Source organism: Streptomyces sp. NPDC002896 (assembly GCF_040295225.1).
Classification (GTDB): domain Bacteria; phylum Actinomycetota; class Actinomycetes; order Streptomycetales; family Streptomycetaceae; genus Streptomyces.
In genome coordinates, this window is the sequence record NZ_JBEOVA010000006.1 from 376,521 (window position 1) to 391,814 (window position 15,294).

The following is a 15,294-nucleotide window of genomic DNA, read 5'->3' on the forward strand; positions in this document are numbered from 1 at the left end:
AGTCTCAGTTGAGGTACTGACAGGTGGAGCGGGGGGTGTAGACGCCGTGCCCGGCACGCCCGGTGAACTCCCGCTCGGTGATGACGAGTTCGCCCCGTGACAGCACGGTCTCGACGCGTCCGGTGATCCGCTTCCCCTCGTACGCCGAGTAGTCGACGTTCATGTGGTGCGTCTCGGCGGAGACCGTCTGCTCCGCGTGCGGGTCGTAGATGACGACGTCGGCGTCTGCCCCGGGCGCGATGGTGCCCTTCTTCGGGTAGAGGCCGAACATCCGGGCCGGGGTCGCGCAGGCGATCTCGATCCAGCGCCGGCGGCTGATGTGGCCGTCGACAACGGCCTGGTGGAGCAGGTCCATACGGTTCTCGACGCCCGGCAGACCGTTGGGGATCTTCGAGAAGTCGCCGCGGCCGAGCTCTTTCTGGCCGACGAAGCAGAACGGGCAGTGGTCGGTGGAGACGACCTGGAGGTCGTTCGTCCTGAGGCCCCGCCACAGGTACTTCTGGTGCTCCTTGGGCCGCAACGGCGTCGAGCACACGTACTTGGACCCCTCGAAGTCGGGCTCCGCGAGGTTGTCCGTGGACAGGAACAGGTACTGCGGGCAGGTCTCGCCGAAGACGTTCAGGCCCTCGTCGCGCGCCTTGGCCAGCTCGGCGACCGCCTCCATGGCGGAGACGTGCACGACGTACAGCGGGGCGCCCGCGACCTGCGCGAGTTTGATGGCTCGGTGGGTGGCCTCGGCCTCGAGCAGCGCCTTGCGGACCTCGCCGTGATACCTCGGATCCGTCTCACCTCGGGCGAGGGCCTGCTGCACCAGCACATCGATCGCGATGCCGTTCTCGGCGTGCATCATGATCAGCCCGCCGTTCTCGGCGGAGCGCTGCATGGCGCGCAGGATCTGGCCGTCGTCGCTGTAGAAGACACCCGGGTACGCCATGAACTGCTTGAAGGAGGTCACGCCCTCCTCCACCAGCAGGTCCATCTCCTTCAGCGTGTCGTCGTTGACGTCGGAGACGATCATGTGGAAGCCGTAGTCGATCGCGCAGTTGCCGTCTGCCTTCGCGTACCAGGTGTCGAGGCCCTCGCGCAGGGAGTGGCCGACGCTCTGGACCGCGAAGTCGATGATCGTGGTGGTGCCGCCCCAGGCGGCGGCCCGGGTGCCGGTCTCGAACGTGTCGGAGGCGAAGGTGCCGCCGAACGGCAGCTCCATGTGCGTGTGCGCGTCGACCCCGCCCGGGATGACGTACTTCCCGGTGGCGTCGATGGTGCGGTCGGCCGTCCAGGCCTCGGCGGCCGGGGTTCCGTGCGCGGCGAGGGCGGCGATGCGGCCGTCCTCGATCAGGACATCGGCATGGATCTCGTCGGCGGCGGTGATGACGAGGCCACCGCGGATGACGGTACGGCTGCTCATAATCCCTCGTTTCCTCGTAGGGAAGTCCTCGTAGGGAAAGGCTCGTAGGGAAGGTGGTCCCGCGGGCCCGGCTCCCGTCGGTGCCAGGCCCGCGGACGTGCTGCGCATCGGCCCGCTCAGGGCCGCTCCACGCCTGCTCGGTGTGCGTTCACGGCGTGGTCAGCGGCGTGTACGCGCCCGGGGCCCGGTCGCGGTAGAACTGCCAGCGGTCGCGGACCTCGCGGAGCTTGGCCATGTCCAGGTCGCGGACGACGAGTTCGGTGTCCTTGTCGCTGGCGACCTCCCCGACGAACTGCGCCTCCGGGTCCACGAAGTACGAGGTCCCGTAGAAGTCGTTGTCGCCCAGCTCCTCCACGCCCACCCGGTTGATCGCGCCCACGAAGTACTCGTTGGCGACGGCCGCGGCCGGCTGCTCCAGCTGCCACAGGTACGCGGACAGGCCGCGCGAGGTGGCCGAGGGGTTGAAGACGATCTCGGCGCCCGCGAGACCCAGCGCACGCCAGCCCTCCGGGAAGTGCCGGTCGTAGCAGATGTAGACGCCGATCTTGCCGACCGCAGTTTCGAAGACGGGCCAGTCGGAGTGGCCGGGGCGGAAGTAGAACTTCTCCCAGAAGCCCTCGACCTGCGGAATGTGCGTCTTGCGGTACTTGCCGAGGTACGAGCCGTCGGCGTCGATCACCGCCGCGGTGTTGTAGAGGACGCCGGGCTGCTCCTCCTCGTACATCGGCAGGATCAGGACGATGCCCAGCTCCTTGGCGAGGGCCTGGAAGCGCTTGACGATCGGGCCGTCCGGGATCTGCTCGGCGTACTCGTAGAACGCCTTGTCCTGGACCTGGCAGAAGTACGGCCCGTAGAACAGCTCCTGGAAGCAAAGGACTTGTGCGCCCTGTGCGGCGGCGTCGCGGGCCGCCTGCTCGTGGACCTGGATCATCGACTCCTTGTCGCCGGTCCAGGCGGTCTGGAAGACGGCGGCGCGGACCACTCTGCTCATCGGGACCTCCGGTCGCTCGGTGTGCCGTGAGCCTAGAAAGCCCGGGAAGCCCCTCGGAGTTGCACCGTGTCACGTCTGCGGCGGGGTGGCGTTCCACGGTGTCACCCCTGTTCGGGCCGTCGACCCCGCCGTGTTCCGCCCAGTTTTCTCTGCTGTTTCTGCCGTGTGCCGGCGCATCGATTCGGCCGCGCGCCATCACGCCGCGTCCCATTCCGTCACCTCCGCTGGGCGTCGTGCGCGAGCAGCGCGATGTGGAGGGACGCGGCCTGCTCGAAGTCGTCGAGGTCGACGCCGAGCCGGGCCTCGATGGCCTCCAGCCTGCGGTACAGCGCGGGCCTGCTGACGTGGTGCAGCTGGGCGGTCAGCGACTTGTTGCGCCCGGTCGCGAGGTACGTCCGTAGCACGGGCAGCAGGTCCGGATCGCCGTCTCCACCGCACAGCAGCCCGTCGAGCTCGCGCTCCGCGAAGGACTGCACACGCGGGTCGTCCCGCAGCAGCCGGACGAGACCACGCAGCCGTACGTCGCGCAGCCGCACCAGGACGGGAAGGTCCTGGTCGACGGGCGTGTCCGCGGCGGCCTCGGCGACGTGCAGTGCTTCCCGAAGTCCGGCGGGCACGTCCTCCCAGGCGGTACGGGACGCCGCGGCGGCGACGACCGGTCGGTCGTCCCCCACCCCGGTGCGCAGCCGGGCGGCGAAGTGCACGGCCAGGGCGTCGGCGTCCTGGTCGCGGGCGAGGCTCAGCAGCACGGCGGTGAACCCGTCGGCCAGCTCCGCGACGATCCCTGACATGCCCAACAGCCGTAGAACGCGGTTCAGTCGGCCCGAGTCGCCGTCGCGTACCACCAGGGGTACGAACGTGCGCCGGTTGACCGGCAGCCCGGCGGCGCGCGCCCGGGGCAGCAGTTGGCGGGCCGGTACGACACCGGAGATCACGTCGGTCAGCAGGCTCTGCGCGGACTGCTCCTCCCAGGCGGCGACGGTGCCGCCAAGCAGGCGGTGCAGGACGAGGGCCTCGGCGCCGCGGTCGGCGAGCAGCCGCCCGGTCGCGGAGTCGCCGCGGTAGCCGCACAGCACGAGCCGCCCCCACTGCTCGCCGCGTCCTCCGATGTCGGCGCGGATCCAGCCGTCGCCCTCGTTGCCGCCCGCCTGGCGTGCGATGCGCTCCCAGTCGCGCAGCACATCGTCCACCGCGGACCGCTCGCCCGCCGTGGCGAGGACGCGGTGGGCGAGGTTGCTGAGGACGACGGGGCAGGCGCTGTGCCCGGCGATCTCGTCGAGCAGCCGCTGCAGCGGTGCGCCCGTCGTGATGAGCCCGGTCAGTGCGGTCCGTACGGCCTCGGAGAGGCTCACGGCCGCGAACTTCCGCCGCACCAGCCGGGACTGGACCTCCTCGGTGAGTTCCGCGAAGGGGAAGGGCCGGTGCAGCACGACCATCGGCATCCCGCACCGCTCGGCGGCCCGCAGCATGGAGTCGGGCGGGGCGGGGAAGGCCCGGCCGAGTCCGAGGACGACGGCCGCGGCCTCCGCGCGGTCCAGCGACCGGATGTACTCGGTCTGGATCCGGGCGTCGCCGGCGAGCAGCACGCCGGTGGTGAGCACCATCTCGCCGCCGGCGAGCATCACTCCGACGTCGGCGGCCTCGGCGACATGCACCCAGCGCACCGGCCGGTCGAGCTGCCCGGCCCCCGCCACCACCTCCGGCTCGCCCGCCACGACCCTTTCGAGCGCGAGGATCTGGCGTACGGACAGGGCCGATTCAGGAGCCGGAACGGCGGTGGTGAAGGTCATGACGACCCCTCCCTGGGCTGACTAACAGACGCTGCGCAGAGCCCGTTCGAGGATCGCGGCGCCTTCCTCCGCCTCCGCGACGGTGAGGGAGAGCGGCGGCGCGATGCGCAGCACGCTGGTGCTGTGGCCTCCGCCCTTGCCGATGAGCAGCCCTCCGGCGCGGGCCTCCTCGAGCACGGCGGCGGCCGCCTCCGGGCCGGCCTCATCCGTGCCGGGCTTCACCAGCTCGATACCGATCATCAGTCCGCGGCCGCGCACTTCGCGTACGGCGGGCAGCTGGGCGCAGATGCCGCGCAGCCGCTCGATGAGGAGGCCGCCGACGCGCCGCGCGTTGCCCTGGAGGTCGTGTTCCAGCAGGTACGAGAGGTTGGCGAGGCCCGCGGCCATGGTCACCGGGGAGCCGCCGAACGTCGAGATGGAGTTGGCGTCCAGGCAGTTCATGATCTCTGCGCGGGCCACGACGCCGCCGATGGACATGCCGTTGCCGATGCCCTTGGCGAAGGTGAGCATGTCGGGCGGTCCGGACTGCCCGTGCGCCTGCCAGCCCCAGAATTGGTCGCCGGTGCGGCCCCAGCCGGTCTGCACCTCGTCGGCGATCCACAGGATGCCGTGGCGCTGGAGGACCTGGCGGAACGCCGCGTACAGCCCGTCGGGCGGTGACGTGAACCCGCCGACGCCCTGGATGGGTTCGGCGATGAGGGCCGCCACTCCGCCCCGGGTCTGGCCGAGCATGTCCTCGAGGTCGGCGACGCAGGCGGCGATGAACTCGTCGTCGCTGAGGTGCGCGAACGGCCCGCGACCGCGGACACCGCCGTGCACGTACAGGGTCTGCAGCGGCGAGAGGCTGGTCGGGGACCAGCCGCGGTTGCCGGTGATGCCGATCGAGCTGAACGAGCGGCCGTGGTAGCTGTTGCGCATCGCCAGGATCTGGTTGGAGCGGCGGTACGCGGTGGCGAGCAGCAGCGCCGTGTCGTTGGCCTCCGTGCCCGAGGTGGTGAAGAAGACCCGGGCGTCCGGGATGCCGGAGAGGGCCGCGATGCGCTCGGCCAGCTCGACCATCGGCCGGTTGAGGTAGAGCGTCGAGGAGTGGATGATCCGCCCGGCCTGCTCGCTGACGGCCTTGGTGACCTCGGGCAGTGCATGCGCGGTCATCGTGGTGAGGATGCCGCCGAAGAAGTCGAGGTACTTGTTGCCCTCGGCGTCCCAGACGTGCCGGCCCTCGCCGTGCGTGATCTCGATCGGGTCGTCGTAGTAGAGGGCCAGCCAGTCGGGGAGGACGGCGCGGTGGCGGTCGTAGAGGTCTTTCACGGCTGTACCAGTCCTTCGTACGCGTCGGGTCGGCGGTCGCGGTAGAACGCCCACTGGTTGCGTACCTCGTCGATCAGGTCGAAGTCGAGATCGCGGACGACGAGCTCCTCGGTCTTGTCGCTCGCGGTCTCGCCGACGAACTGGCCGCGCGGGTCGACGAAGTAGCTCGTCCCGTAGAAGTCGTTGTCGCCGTACTCCTCCTGGCCGACGCGGTTGATCGCGGCGATGAAGTACTCGTTGGCGACGGCGGCCGCGGGCTGCTCCAGCTGCCACAGGTATGCGGACAGGCCGCGTGACGTGGCCGACGGGTTGTAGACGAGCTGGGCGCCGTTCAGGCCGAGCTGGCGCCAGCCCTCCGGGAAGTGGCGGTCGTAGCAGATGTAGACGCCGACTTTTCCCACGGCGGTGTCGAAGACCGGCCAGCCCATGTTCCCCGGCTTGAAGTAGTACTTCTCCCAGAAGCCCTTGACCTGCGGGATGTGGTGCTTGCGGTACTTGCCGAGGTAGGAGCCGTCGGCGTCGATCACGGCCGCGGTGTTGAAGTAGAACCCTGACTGCTCCACCTCGAAGACGGGGACGACGATCACCATGCCGGTCTCGCGCGCGAGGTCCTGCATACGACGCACCGTGGGGCCGTCGGGCACGGGCTCGGCCCAGCGGTAGTGCTCGGCCTCCTGCACCTGGCAGAAGTAGGGAGCGTTGAAGACCTCCTGGAAACCGATGATCTTCGCCCCTTGGCGGGCCGCATCGCGTGCGTGCTCCTCATGCTTTGCGATCATGGATTCGGTGTCGCCGGTCCAGGTCGCCTGGACCAGTGCGGCACGTACGACGTTGGCCATGAGCTGCTCCTTCGACGGGAACGTCAGAGAGCCTCTACGCCCGTAGAAAACAGGGTGTAGAGGCCGAAAGTAAGCCGCGCCGGGGAGCTGGGCAAGACCATAGCCGTTAACCCGCTGAGTCGATCATGTTTCGCACCCGAGCGGGTGAGATCCGGGCGGGCGCGAGGCCGATCCCTGTGCGCGTGCCCGAACGCGTGCGTGCTTACGCGCTCACGCGCTCAGTCCGGCCACCCGGAGTGCGTGTACGAGGTCCCAGTGCCGCTCGTCGGACACTCCCCGGGCCGCGTCCAGGAGCAGCGGCACCAGCAGCCCCGGGTCGCTCTGGGCGCTGCGGGCGGCCTCCTCAGGGGTGCGGACCCGGACGTACGCGTCGAGCAGGACGCGGGCCTCGCGGTGGCGGCCCTCGTCGACGAGCACGACGACGGCGCCGCCGATCTCCCGCGCGGGCCGTACCACGCCCTGGCGCAGGATCTGGTCGCTGTCCGATGTGCGGCCCGCGGCGGACAGGGCGTCGGCCGCGGCGACGAGCCGGTCGGGCGGCAGTGACGCGGTCTCCCACAGCAGCGTGGCCCAGTCGGCGCCGAGTCCGGCGTGGTGCAGCTCGGCGGCGAGCAGCGGGAAGTGGGCGGCCGGCCAGTACGCGGCCTCGACGAGCACGGCGTGGGCCTCGCCGCTGCGGCCCTCCGCCCGCAGCCGCACCAGGCTCTCGACGGCGCCCGAGACGGCCCGGCGCACCTCGGCGTCGAGCGGCTGGGCCTGCGCCTGCCGGGAGTCCTCCTGGGCGGCTCCGGCGAACCGGGCGCCGCGGGGTGTGCCACCGGTCGCCGCCGGAGCGGGCATCGCAGGGAGGGGTATGGCGGGCCCGGCGGCGGTGTCCGGCTCGGCCTCCATCCCGGCGAACCGGGCGCTGCCGCGCCGGCGCTTGGTGCGGGTCTCGGCTTTGCGGGGCTCGGCATTCCGGGCATCGGCCTTGCCGCCGTTGTCGGCTTGCACGGTCTCGGATGAGCGGTTCGCGGGTTGGGGAGCGGTGCCGGTGCCGGTGCCACCGGGACGATGGGCCCCCGCAGACGCAGGATCGTTCCCAGTGGCCGCGGGAGCGTACCCACCGGGGGATGCGGATCCGCCCCCGGCAGCGCCGGGGCCGTAGCCACCGGCGGACGCCGATCCACCCCCGGCAGCACCAGGGCCGTAACCACCGGCGGACGCGGACCCGCCCCCGGCTGGTCTGGGGCCATATCCCCCAGCGGACGCGGACCCGTCACGGACGGGACCGGGGCCGTACCCGCCGGACGCCGCACGGTCCGGCGCGCCCGACCCGTGGGCGCCCTCCGACGGGCGGGCCGGTCCGTCATGGCGCTGCGCTTGCCCGGCCGCCGACGGCCCGCTGCGCGGGCGCTCCTCGTCCTCCGGGCGGAACCAGTCGTCGGGGACGATGCTGCGGCCTGCCGCGACGGAGTGGCCCGCACCCGGCCGCGCGGGGCCCGCGGAGCTCTCCGGCGCGGCGGGGTGTTGCCGGGCCGAGGTGTCGTCCGGCGCCGCCGGTCGCGCCGGCCCCTGCACCTGACCGTCCGGCGTGAAGGATTCCGCGCCGGTCCAAAGGCGGTCCACCGTGGCGATGCGGGAGCGGAGTTCCGCGCAGCGCGCGGTCGCGCGCTCCTGGTCGTCACTGGCCCAGGCCAGGTCGAGGCGGAGGGCCTCGCCCTCGTCCGGCGAGGTGGCGTCGCGCAGCAGTCTGCCCAGTTCCGCCTGGCGCTCGGCGGCGTACCGCTGCTCCCTGAGCATGACGTCGAGCCGGTCGCCGAGCGCCTCACGGCCGCCGGGCCTGGCGTCGTATGCGGCCAGCGACGCGGCATGCAGGCTGCGAGCCTGCACGGTCTCCGGCCCGGCCATCCAGTTGCCGCGCTCCGCGGCGAGATCCTGAATCAGGGACTCCACGACATCCCAGGGCGGCACCTCTCGGCCGTCCAGGCAGGCATGCATCCCATCGGGGTCGCGCTGCCAGAAAACGCCGCACCAACCGGAGTCCTGATCGAGCTGCGTCACGAGCCTTCTCAGATAGGCCGCGAACTCCCGAACTTGATCCGGGAGTTGTTCCACTGTCATCGAAGTCCGCCCGTTTTCAGACTGGAATCTTCCGGTCCGCCAGGAAACACCCGCCGTGTTACAGGCGCGCTACGAGCAGTTTGCGGTGGAGCCGCAAAGCTCTCTGCGCGGCCGGGTACGCGGCTGTGCGGCGGCCTCGGCTCGCGCCCGCGACGTGGGCCCAGTCCGCGTTTCCTCCTGGCGCGCTAGCCTGCGGCATGCGCTTCAGACACGGCACACCCGCCGACGCGGACCGGATCGCAGAGCTGCACACGGCCAGCTGGCGCAGTGCGTATGCCGGGCTCATGCCCGCCGAATACCTCGAGGGGCCGCTGCGCGAGGAGCACCTCGCAAAGTGGCGGCAGCGGACGGCCGCACCGACCGCCCACCGCCGCCTTCTGCTCGCAGAGGAGGAGGACGAGCTGCTCGGCTTCATCCACCTCGACACCGCGGTGGACAGTCGCGTGCATGTCGACAATCTGCACGCCCGGCCCGGCCATGTCGGTACCGGCATCGGCCACCGCTTGCTGCGCCGCGGCTTCGCCTGGGCAGCGGCCGAGCACCCCGGCCGGGACGTCTACCTCGAGGTGCTGCGCGGCAACGACCGTGCGATCGCCTTCTACGAGCGCCAGGGCGGCCTGCGCACCGCCGAGCGGACGCTGCACATGGCCGCGGGGTTCGCACTCGACGAGATCGAGTACACCTGGCCCGCGGCCACGGTCAGCCGCCGCGCGGCCTGACGGCCCCGCCCTCACGGCGGCCGGGCCCCTCTCGCGCCGGTCGGCCACCGCACGCAGCGCGATACGACGCCACGCGCGGCAGGCCGACGCTCGCTACGACGCCGGCCGCACCACCATCGCCGAGCCCCCGCCCCGCCGTACCGTCTCGGCTGCCGCGAGCCAGCGGCCGTCCTTGAGGCGCTGGACTCCGGTGGCCGCGCCGATCTCCGGGTTCTGGCGGAAGCCGTGGCCGATGGACTCCAGTTCCGCCTTCAGGGGGCTGTTCCACAGGCCCGGTTCGAGTTCCGTGGTCGTCTGGTTGCGCTGGCTGGCGCGGGGGGCCGCGATGGCGTCGACCAGCGGCAGACCCCGGTCGAGGAAGCCCGTCAGCGTCTGCAGCACGGTCGTGATGATGGTCGCGCCGCCCGGCGAACCGAGGGCCACCACCGGCTTGCCGTGCTGGTCGAGGACGATCGTCGGGGACATCGACGAGCGGGGCCGCTTGCCGGGGCCCGGCAGGTTCGGATCGTGGACGTCCGGGCTCGCGGGTGCGAAGGAGAAGTCGGTCAGCTCGTTGTTGAGCAGGAAGCCGCGGCCCGGCACGGTGATGCCGCTGCCGCCGGTCTGCTCGATGGTGAGGGTGTACGAGACGACGTTGCCCCACTTGTCGGCGACCGTGAGGTGTGTGGTGTTCTCGCCCTCGTACGTCGTCGGGGCGGCCTTGTCGCCGGTCGCGCAGGCGGCCGGGTTGCGCGGGTCGCCCGGTGCGAGCGGGCTGGTCAGCACGGCGTCGTCCTTGATGAGGCAGGCGCGCGAGTCGGCGTACTTCTGCGACAGCAGTTCCTTCGTCGGGACGTCCTCGAAGGCGGGGTCGCCGACCCAGCGGCCGCGGTCCGCGAAGGCGATCCGGCTGGCCTCGATGTATCGGTGGAGGTACTGGACCTCGCTCGCCTTCGAGAGGTCGGTCTTCTCGAGGATGTTGAGCGCCTCGCCGACCGTCGTGCCGCCGGAGGACGAGGGTGCCATGGAGTACACGTCGAGGCCGCGGTACGAGGTCTTCGTCGGCGCCTGCCGCTTGGCGCGGTAGGCCGCGAGGTCCTTCAGCGAGAGGTCACCGGGCCGGGCCACCCATCCCGAGGACGGGTCCACAGGCGGATCGTTCACCGTACGCACGATGTCCTTCGCCAGGTCGCCGCGGTACAGCGCGCCGACGCCCTTGCGCCCCAGCTCGGCGTAGGTGGTGGCCAGATCGGGATTCTTGAAGGTCGAGCCGACCACCGGCAGCTCGCCGCCCGGCAGGAACAACTTCTCCGTGTCCGGGAAGTCCTCGAAGCGGGCCTTGTTGGACTCGGTCTGCGAGCGGAAGGTGGCGTCGACGGTGAAGCCGTCGCGGGCCAGCCGCTCCGCCGGTTTCAGCAGGGAGCCCAGTGACCGGCTGCCCCACGCGTCGAGCGCGGACTGCCAGGTCGCGGGAGTGCCGGGCGTGCCGACGCTGAGTCCGCTGGTGACCGCGTCGGCGAAGGCGATCGGCTGGCCGTTCTCGAGGAACAACCCCGAGTCGGCGGTCAGCGGCGCCGTCTCGCGTCCGTCGATGGTCTGGACGGTACGGGATTTCGCGTCGTAGTAGACGAAGTAGCCGCCTCCGCCGATGCCCGACGAGTAGGGCTCGGTGACGCCGAGGGCCGCCGCGGTGGCGACCGCCGCGTCGACCGCGTTGCCGCCGTTCCTCAGGACCTCGATGCCGGCCGCGGAGGCGTCCGGGTCGACGCTGGCGACCGCGCCGCCGTACCCGACAGCGACGGGTGTCCTCTCGGGCGGAGACGCCGCGTCCGAGGAGGGTGGCGCGGCCGCCCCGAGCGACACCACGGCCGCCGTAACGGCCACGAACGACAGGCTCCGCGCAACAGGGCGACGCATCCGTACCTCCAGTCGACACCGGTCCACGCAGCGTAACTTCACTGCCATGCTCCCGTCAGGACCACCTTGAACTCGAACACGGGTCCGCGCGACCGCTACCATGCGCGCCCATGACTGACGACGTGCGCAACATCGTCCTCGGCGTGGTGGCGGCCGGTATCAGCGCCGCGCTGGGCTGGCTCGCCCGTACGTATCTATGGAGGCGAAAGCTCCGCCGCAAGCAGGCGTTCTTCGGGCTGCCCGCCAATTCCGAGTCCCTGCTGGTGGTCAACCGGGAGGCGGGCGGTCCGGAGCTGACCGTGATGCGGCACGACGTGTTCGCGCTCCTGGAACTCTCCGCACTGATCAAGGACTGCGGCGCGCACGCGCAGGTAGTCGCGCACGATGCCGCCCAGCAAGGGTTCGGGGAGCGCACTGAGTTCTGCGTGGGGGCGCCGCCGTCGAATCGCCGCATGGCGGCCCACCTCCAGTCGCTGCTGCCGGGCGTCCTCGTGAACACCGACGCCGAACCCGGACCGGACCGCGGCTCCTTCCAGATAGGCAGCGAGCGCTACCGGGCGGAGCCCGGCAAAGCCGAGTACGTGATCCTCGCCCGGCTCACCGCGGGACAGAGCCGCGGGGCGAGACCCGTCTTCCTCTTCTGCGGTCAGCGCGCGATCACCAACCAGGCCGCCACCCGCTATCTCGCGCGCACCCACGAGCGGCTGGCGCGCAAGCACGGCAGCGGCTCGTTCGTGCTGCTGCTGAAGGTCGTCAACTCGCAGGCGTACGGCCCGGACGTGGTGGAGCTGGTCGCCGACGTCACGCGGGCCGCGCAGGCCCCGGCACCGGTGACGTCCGCGCCCCGCACCTCCCATCGCGCCTCGTGAGCAGGCCGGTTGCACGCGGCCCCCGCACAGGCCCTCGCACAACAATCGTTACTCCCACGTAACTTACCGACGGGTTACCCCCGGTAAGCCGACACGGTTACCGTCAGGTCACTTTTTGCTGGCACGAGTCAGGAGAGTGACTGATGGGACACCCGCGCAAGGCCCTGCGTACGACTGGTGTCGGCGCCGTCTCCGCGACTCTGGTCGCCGGCGCCGCGCTCGGCCTCGCCCCCGCCGCACAGGCGGCTCCGGCCGTGCAGGCAGCGGCAGCCGACACCGCGTCCGCCTCCGGCATCCGGTTCGTCGACATCACCGGCGACGGCGGCACCGTGCTCAAGGCCAACGTCGTGACGCCCGCCGCAGCCGCCGACGGCACCCGCAGATTCCCGGTCGTCGTGCTCCCGACCAGCTGGGCCACGCCGCAGGTCGAATACCTCGCGCAGGCGCAGAAGCTCGCCGACTCGGGCTACGTCGTGGTCACTTACAACTCCCGCGGCTTCTGGCAGTCCGGCGGCTACGTCGAGGTCGCGGGCCCGGCCGACATCGCCGACGCCTCCAAGGTGATCGACTGGGCGCTGGCGAACACCCCCGCGGACCCGGACAAGGTCGGCATGGCAGGCGTCTCGTACGGGGCGGGCATCAGCCTGCTCGCCGCCGCGCACGACAAGCGCATCAAGGCGGTCGCGGCGCTCAGCGGCTGGGGCGATCTGATCGACTCGATCTACAGCGGACGCACCCAGCACCTCCAGGCCGCCGCGATGCTCGGCGGCACGGCGTATCTCACGGGCCGCCCGAGCCCCGAACTGCAGCAGATCATGGCGGACTTCTTCGGCTCCGACCTGGCCAAGGAGCAGGAGATCATCGCGTGGGGCAAGAAGCGCTCCCCGGCCGCCTACGTCGACCGCATCAACGCCAACGGCGCCGCGATCATGCTGGCCAACGCCTGGGGCGACACCATCTTCCCGCCCAACCAGTACGCCTCGTTCTACGAGAAGCTGACCGGTCCGAAGCGCCTCGAGCTCCGGCCCGGCGACCACGCCACGGCCGAGGCGACGGGCCTCCTCGGCCTGCCCAACGACGTGTGGACCGACACCACCCGCTGGCTGGACCACTACCTCAAGGGTGCCGACAACGGCATCGACCGCGAGCAGCCCGTACAGATCAAGTCCCGCTCCACCGGCGGCTACGAGGGCTATCCGGACTGGAAGTCGGTCGGCCCGACCCGCAAGAAAATCGCCCTGGCGGGCACCACCACCATCCACACCAACGTCGACTCGGGCGCGAACGGCGGCATCCTGATGCTCTCCAACGCCCTCGACCAGTTCGTGCAGGTCCCGCCGGTCGCGTCCGTCCCGCTGCTGCCGCGCCGCTACGCCGCGGTGTGGCAGTCAGAGAAGTACGGCACGGCGCAGCAGATCCGCGGGACGACGAAACTGCACACGACGGTCACCGGCACCAAGGAGAGCGGCACCCTCGTCGCGTATCTCTACGACGTGGGGCCGCTCGGCCTCGGCAAGCTGGTCAGCAACGCGCCGTACACCTTCCACGGGCAGACGCCCGGGAAGCCGTTCGCCGTCGACCTGGAGTTGTTCTCCACGGCCTACGACGTCCCGGCGGGGCACCGGCTCGCCCTGGTCGTGGACACGGTCGACCCGCTCTACATCGAGCACAACCCGACCGGCGCGCAGCTGACCTTCTCCTCGCCCGCGGCCGACCCGTCGTATGTGTCGGTACCGCTGCGCGAGCAGTGATCTTCGGCTGCCGCCGGGCAGGCACGGCCGTGCGGGCTTGCACTCCCCCCATGGCTCCCCCTACGGCTTGGGTGCCGTGGGGGGACCCGCCCCCGGCAGCAGCGTCCCCGGTTCCGCGGGAGCGACCTCGACCGCCTCGGTCTTGAGGCTGCGCCGCTCCGCCTTCGCCACCCATGTGGCGAACCAGGAGAGCAGCATGCACATCCCGATGTAGATCGGCGAGATCACCATCACCACGGGGATGAACGGCAGGTCGTAGTCGAGGTTCGACGCGATCAGCTTCCCGGCGTGGAGGAACTCCTCGTAGGTGATGAGGAAGCCGAGTGAGGTGTCCTTCAGGGCCACCACCAGCTGGCTGATGATGGCGGGCAGCATGGCGCGCACGGCCTGGGGGACGAGGACGTACCCCATGACCTGCGTTTTCCGCATGCCGAGCGCGTACGCCGCCTCGCGCTGCCCGCGGTCCACGGAGTTGACGCCGGAGCGGAAGACCTCGGCCAGCACCGAGCCGTTGTAGAGCGTCAGTCCGGCGACGAGGGCGGGCAGCGGCTGCACCTTCAGCGCCACGAAGATGAAGAAGATCATCACCAGTACGGGCATGGCGCGGAAGAACTCGACGATCAGCGTGGCCACCCAGCGCACCGGCGCGTGGTCGGACAGCCTGCCGACCGCCAGGACGCCGCCGAGCGCGAGCGAGAGCACCGCGGCGATCGCGAACGCCTTGAGCGTGTTGCCGAGGCCCCGCAGCAGGAGCTCCTGGATGCCCTCGTACTCGAACGGCATCCACTTGGTGTAGGTGAACTGGCCGGTGTCGAAGAGCAGGTACAGCAGCCACGCGATGAGCCCGATGATGACGAGTGTCGCGAGGAGACCGTAGACGAGGTGCCGCTTGCGGGTCTTGGGGCCGGGGACGTCGTAGAGGGCGGAGGCGGATGCGGCGGCCGTGGCGGTACGGGCCATGGGGCTCATCGGGCGACTCCATAGCGCTTCTCCAGCACGTTGAAGATCGCGCTGATGGTGAGGGTGATGATCAGGTATCCGACGGCGATCCAGACGAAGGTCCAGATGATGTTGTAGCCGCGTTCGCTGAGGATCTTGTAGGTGCCGAGGAGTTCGGTGACGCTGAAGGCGCCCGCGATCGCGGAGTTCTTGGCGAGCGCGATGAGTGTGGAGCCGACGGGCGGGATGACGGTGCGGAAGGCCTGCGGCAGCACGACGGTGGACAGGGTCTGGCGGAACGTCATGCCCAGGCTGCGGGCCGCCTCCCCCTGCCCCCGGGGCACGGTGTTGATGCCGGCGCGCAGCGCCTCGCAGATGAAGGCGGAGGTGTAGCAGCCGAGGGCGAGGACCGCGAAGACCTGGAACGGCAGCACGATTCCGAACCGCGGCAGGCCGAGCAGTACGGCGAAGAAGAGCAGCGTGAGCGGGGTGTTGCGCAGCACCGTCACCCACACCGTGCCGAAGACCCGGAGGGATCCGACGGGCGCCACGCGGAACGACGCCATGACGAAGCCGAGGACGAGGGCCAGGACCGAGGAGTACACGGTGAGTTCGACGGTGCCGAGGAACCCCTCACCGTACACGGAGAAGTTGTCGATCAGTACGTTCACGGGGCCTCCC

At 70.8% G+C, this 15,294-nt stretch carries 12 protein-coding genes; 3 read left to right on the plus strand and 9 right to left on the minus strand.

Going from position 1 to position 15,294, the window contains the following annotated elements; all coding sequences use genetic code 11:
* Window positions 1–4 precede the first annotated feature (4 nt).
* From hydA to ABT009_RS13335, 6 genes are all read right to left on the minus strand, one after another.
* Complete coding sequence (hydA, locus tag ABT009_RS13310; protein WP_351292774.1) at window positions 5–1,408, minus strand: dihydropyrimidinase; 1,404 nt, start codon at window positions 1,406–1,408, stop codon at window positions 5–7.
* Between the two features lie 148 nt (window positions 1,409–1,556).
* Window positions 1,557–2,399, minus strand: coding sequence for a nitrilase-related carbon-nitrogen hydrolase (locus ABT009_RS13315; RefSeq protein WP_351292776.1), 843 nt, complete (start codon window positions 2,397–2,399; stop codon window positions 1,557–1,559).
* A 215-nt stretch (window positions 2,400–2,614) separates the two neighbouring features.
* Window positions 2,615–4,189 carry a PucR family transcriptional regulator gene (locus ABT009_RS13320; protein ID WP_351292778.1) on the minus strand — a complete coding sequence of 525 codons (1,575 nt, stop codon included), beginning with the start codon at window positions 4,187–4,189 and terminating at the stop codon, window positions 2,615–2,617.
* A 21-nt stretch (window positions 4,190–4,210) separates the two neighbouring features.
* Window positions 4,211–5,497 carry an aspartate aminotransferase family protein gene (locus ABT009_RS13325; RefSeq protein ID WP_351292780.1) on the minus strand — a complete coding sequence of 429 codons (1,287 nt, stop codon included), beginning with the start codon at window positions 5,495–5,497 and terminating at the stop codon, window positions 4,211–4,213.
* Window positions 5,494–6,336, minus strand: a complete 843-nt coding sequence (locus tag ABT009_RS13330; protein WP_351292782.1) for a nitrilase-related carbon-nitrogen hydrolase — start codon at window positions 6,334–6,336, stop codon at window positions 5,494–5,496. Before ABT009_RS13330 ends, ABT009_RS13325 begins: the two co-directional genes overlap by 4 nt.
* A 210-nt stretch (window positions 6,337–6,546) precedes the next feature.
* Complete coding sequence (locus ABT009_RS13335; protein WP_502989860.1) at window positions 6,547–8,439, minus strand: hypothetical protein; 1,893 nt, start codon at window positions 8,437–8,439, stop codon at window positions 6,547–6,549.
* Between the two features lie 197 nt (window positions 8,440–8,636).
* Here ABT009_RS13335 and ABT009_RS13340 point away from each other — a divergent pair, with 197 nt between their 5' ends.
* Window positions 8,637–9,158, plus strand: coding sequence for a GNAT family N-acetyltransferase (locus tag ABT009_RS13340; protein ID WP_351292786.1), 522 nt, complete (start codon window positions 8,637–8,639; stop codon window positions 9,156–9,158).
* Between the two features lie 93 nt (window positions 9,159–9,251).
* Here ABT009_RS13340 and ggt read toward each other — a convergent pair whose 3' ends face one another.
* Window positions 9,252–11,054: a gamma-glutamyltransferase gene (gene ggt / locus ABT009_RS13345; RefSeq protein ID WP_351292788.1), complete on the minus strand. Its 1,803-nt coding sequence runs from the start codon at window positions 11,052–11,054 to the stop codon at window positions 9,252–9,254.
* Window positions 11,055–11,164: 110 nt separating this feature from the next.
* Between ggt and ABT009_RS13350 the strand changes: the two genes are divergently transcribed.
* Window positions 11,165–11,923 carry a hypothetical protein gene (locus ABT009_RS13350; RefSeq protein WP_351292790.1) on the plus strand — a complete coding sequence of 253 codons (759 nt, stop codon included), beginning with the start codon at window positions 11,165–11,167 and terminating at the stop codon, window positions 11,921–11,923.
* 143 nt (window positions 11,924–12,066) lie between these two features.
* Window positions 12,067–13,674 (plus strand): alpha/beta fold hydrolase, encoded by a 1,608-nt coding sequence (locus ABT009_RS13355; protein WP_351292792.1) that lies wholly within the window; start codon window positions 12,067–12,069, stop codon window positions 13,672–13,674.
* A gap of 60 nt (window positions 13,675–13,734) precedes the next feature.
* On the opposite strand, the gene ABT009_RS13360 is transcribed toward ABT009_RS13355, so the two are convergent.
* Window positions 13,735–14,634 (minus strand): amino acid ABC transporter permease, encoded by a 900-nt coding sequence (locus ABT009_RS13360; protein ID WP_502989870.1) that lies wholly within the window; start codon window positions 14,632–14,634, stop codon window positions 13,735–13,737.
* A 5-nt stretch (window positions 14,635–14,639) separates the two neighbouring features.
* Window positions 14,640–15,284 carry an amino acid ABC transporter permease gene (locus ABT009_RS13365; protein ID WP_351292796.1) on the minus strand — a complete coding sequence of 215 codons (645 nt, stop codon included), beginning with the start codon at window positions 15,282–15,284 and terminating at the stop codon, window positions 14,640–14,642.
* Window positions 15,285–15,294 lie beyond the last annotated feature (10 nt).

Coding starts and splice junctions, on each gene's coding strand:
- ggt (WP_351292788.1), bottom strand. CDS start 11,054: ATGCGTCGCCCTGTTGCGCGGAGCCTGTCGTTCGTGGCCGTTACGGCG.
- ABT009_RS13315 (WP_351292776.1), bottom strand. CDS start 2,399: ATGAGCAGAGTGGTCCGCGCCGCCGTCTTCCAGACCGCCTGGACCGGC.
- ABT009_RS13350 (WP_351292790.1), top strand. CDS start 11,165: ATGACTGACGACGTGCGCAACATCGTCCTCGGCGTGGTGGCGGCCGGT.
- ABT009_RS13320 (WP_351292778.1), bottom strand. CDS start 4,189: ATGACCTTCACCACCGCCGTTCCGGCTCCTGAATCGGCCCTGTCCGTA.
- ABT009_RS13335 (WP_502989860.1), bottom strand. CDS start 8,439: ATGACAGTGGAACAACTCCCGGATCAAGTTCGGGAGTTCGCGGCCTAT.
- ABT009_RS13355 (WP_351292792.1), top strand. CDS start 12,067: ATGGGACACCCGCGCAAGGCCCTGCGTACGACTGGTGTCGGCGCCGTC.
- hydA (WP_351292774.1), bottom strand. CDS start 1,408: ATGAGCAGCCGTACCGTCATCCGCGGTGGCCTCGTCATCACCGCCGCC.
- ABT009_RS13360 (WP_502989870.1), bottom strand. CDS start 14,634: ATGGCCCGTACCGCCACGGCCGCCGCATCCGCCTCCGCCCTCTACGAC.
- ABT009_RS13340 (WP_351292786.1), top strand. CDS start 8,637: ATGCGCTTCAGACACGGCACACCCGCCGACGCGGACCGGATCGCAGAG.
- ABT009_RS13330 (WP_351292782.1), bottom strand. CDS start 6,336: ATGGCCAACGTCGTACGTGCCGCACTGGTCCAGGCGACCTGGACCGGC.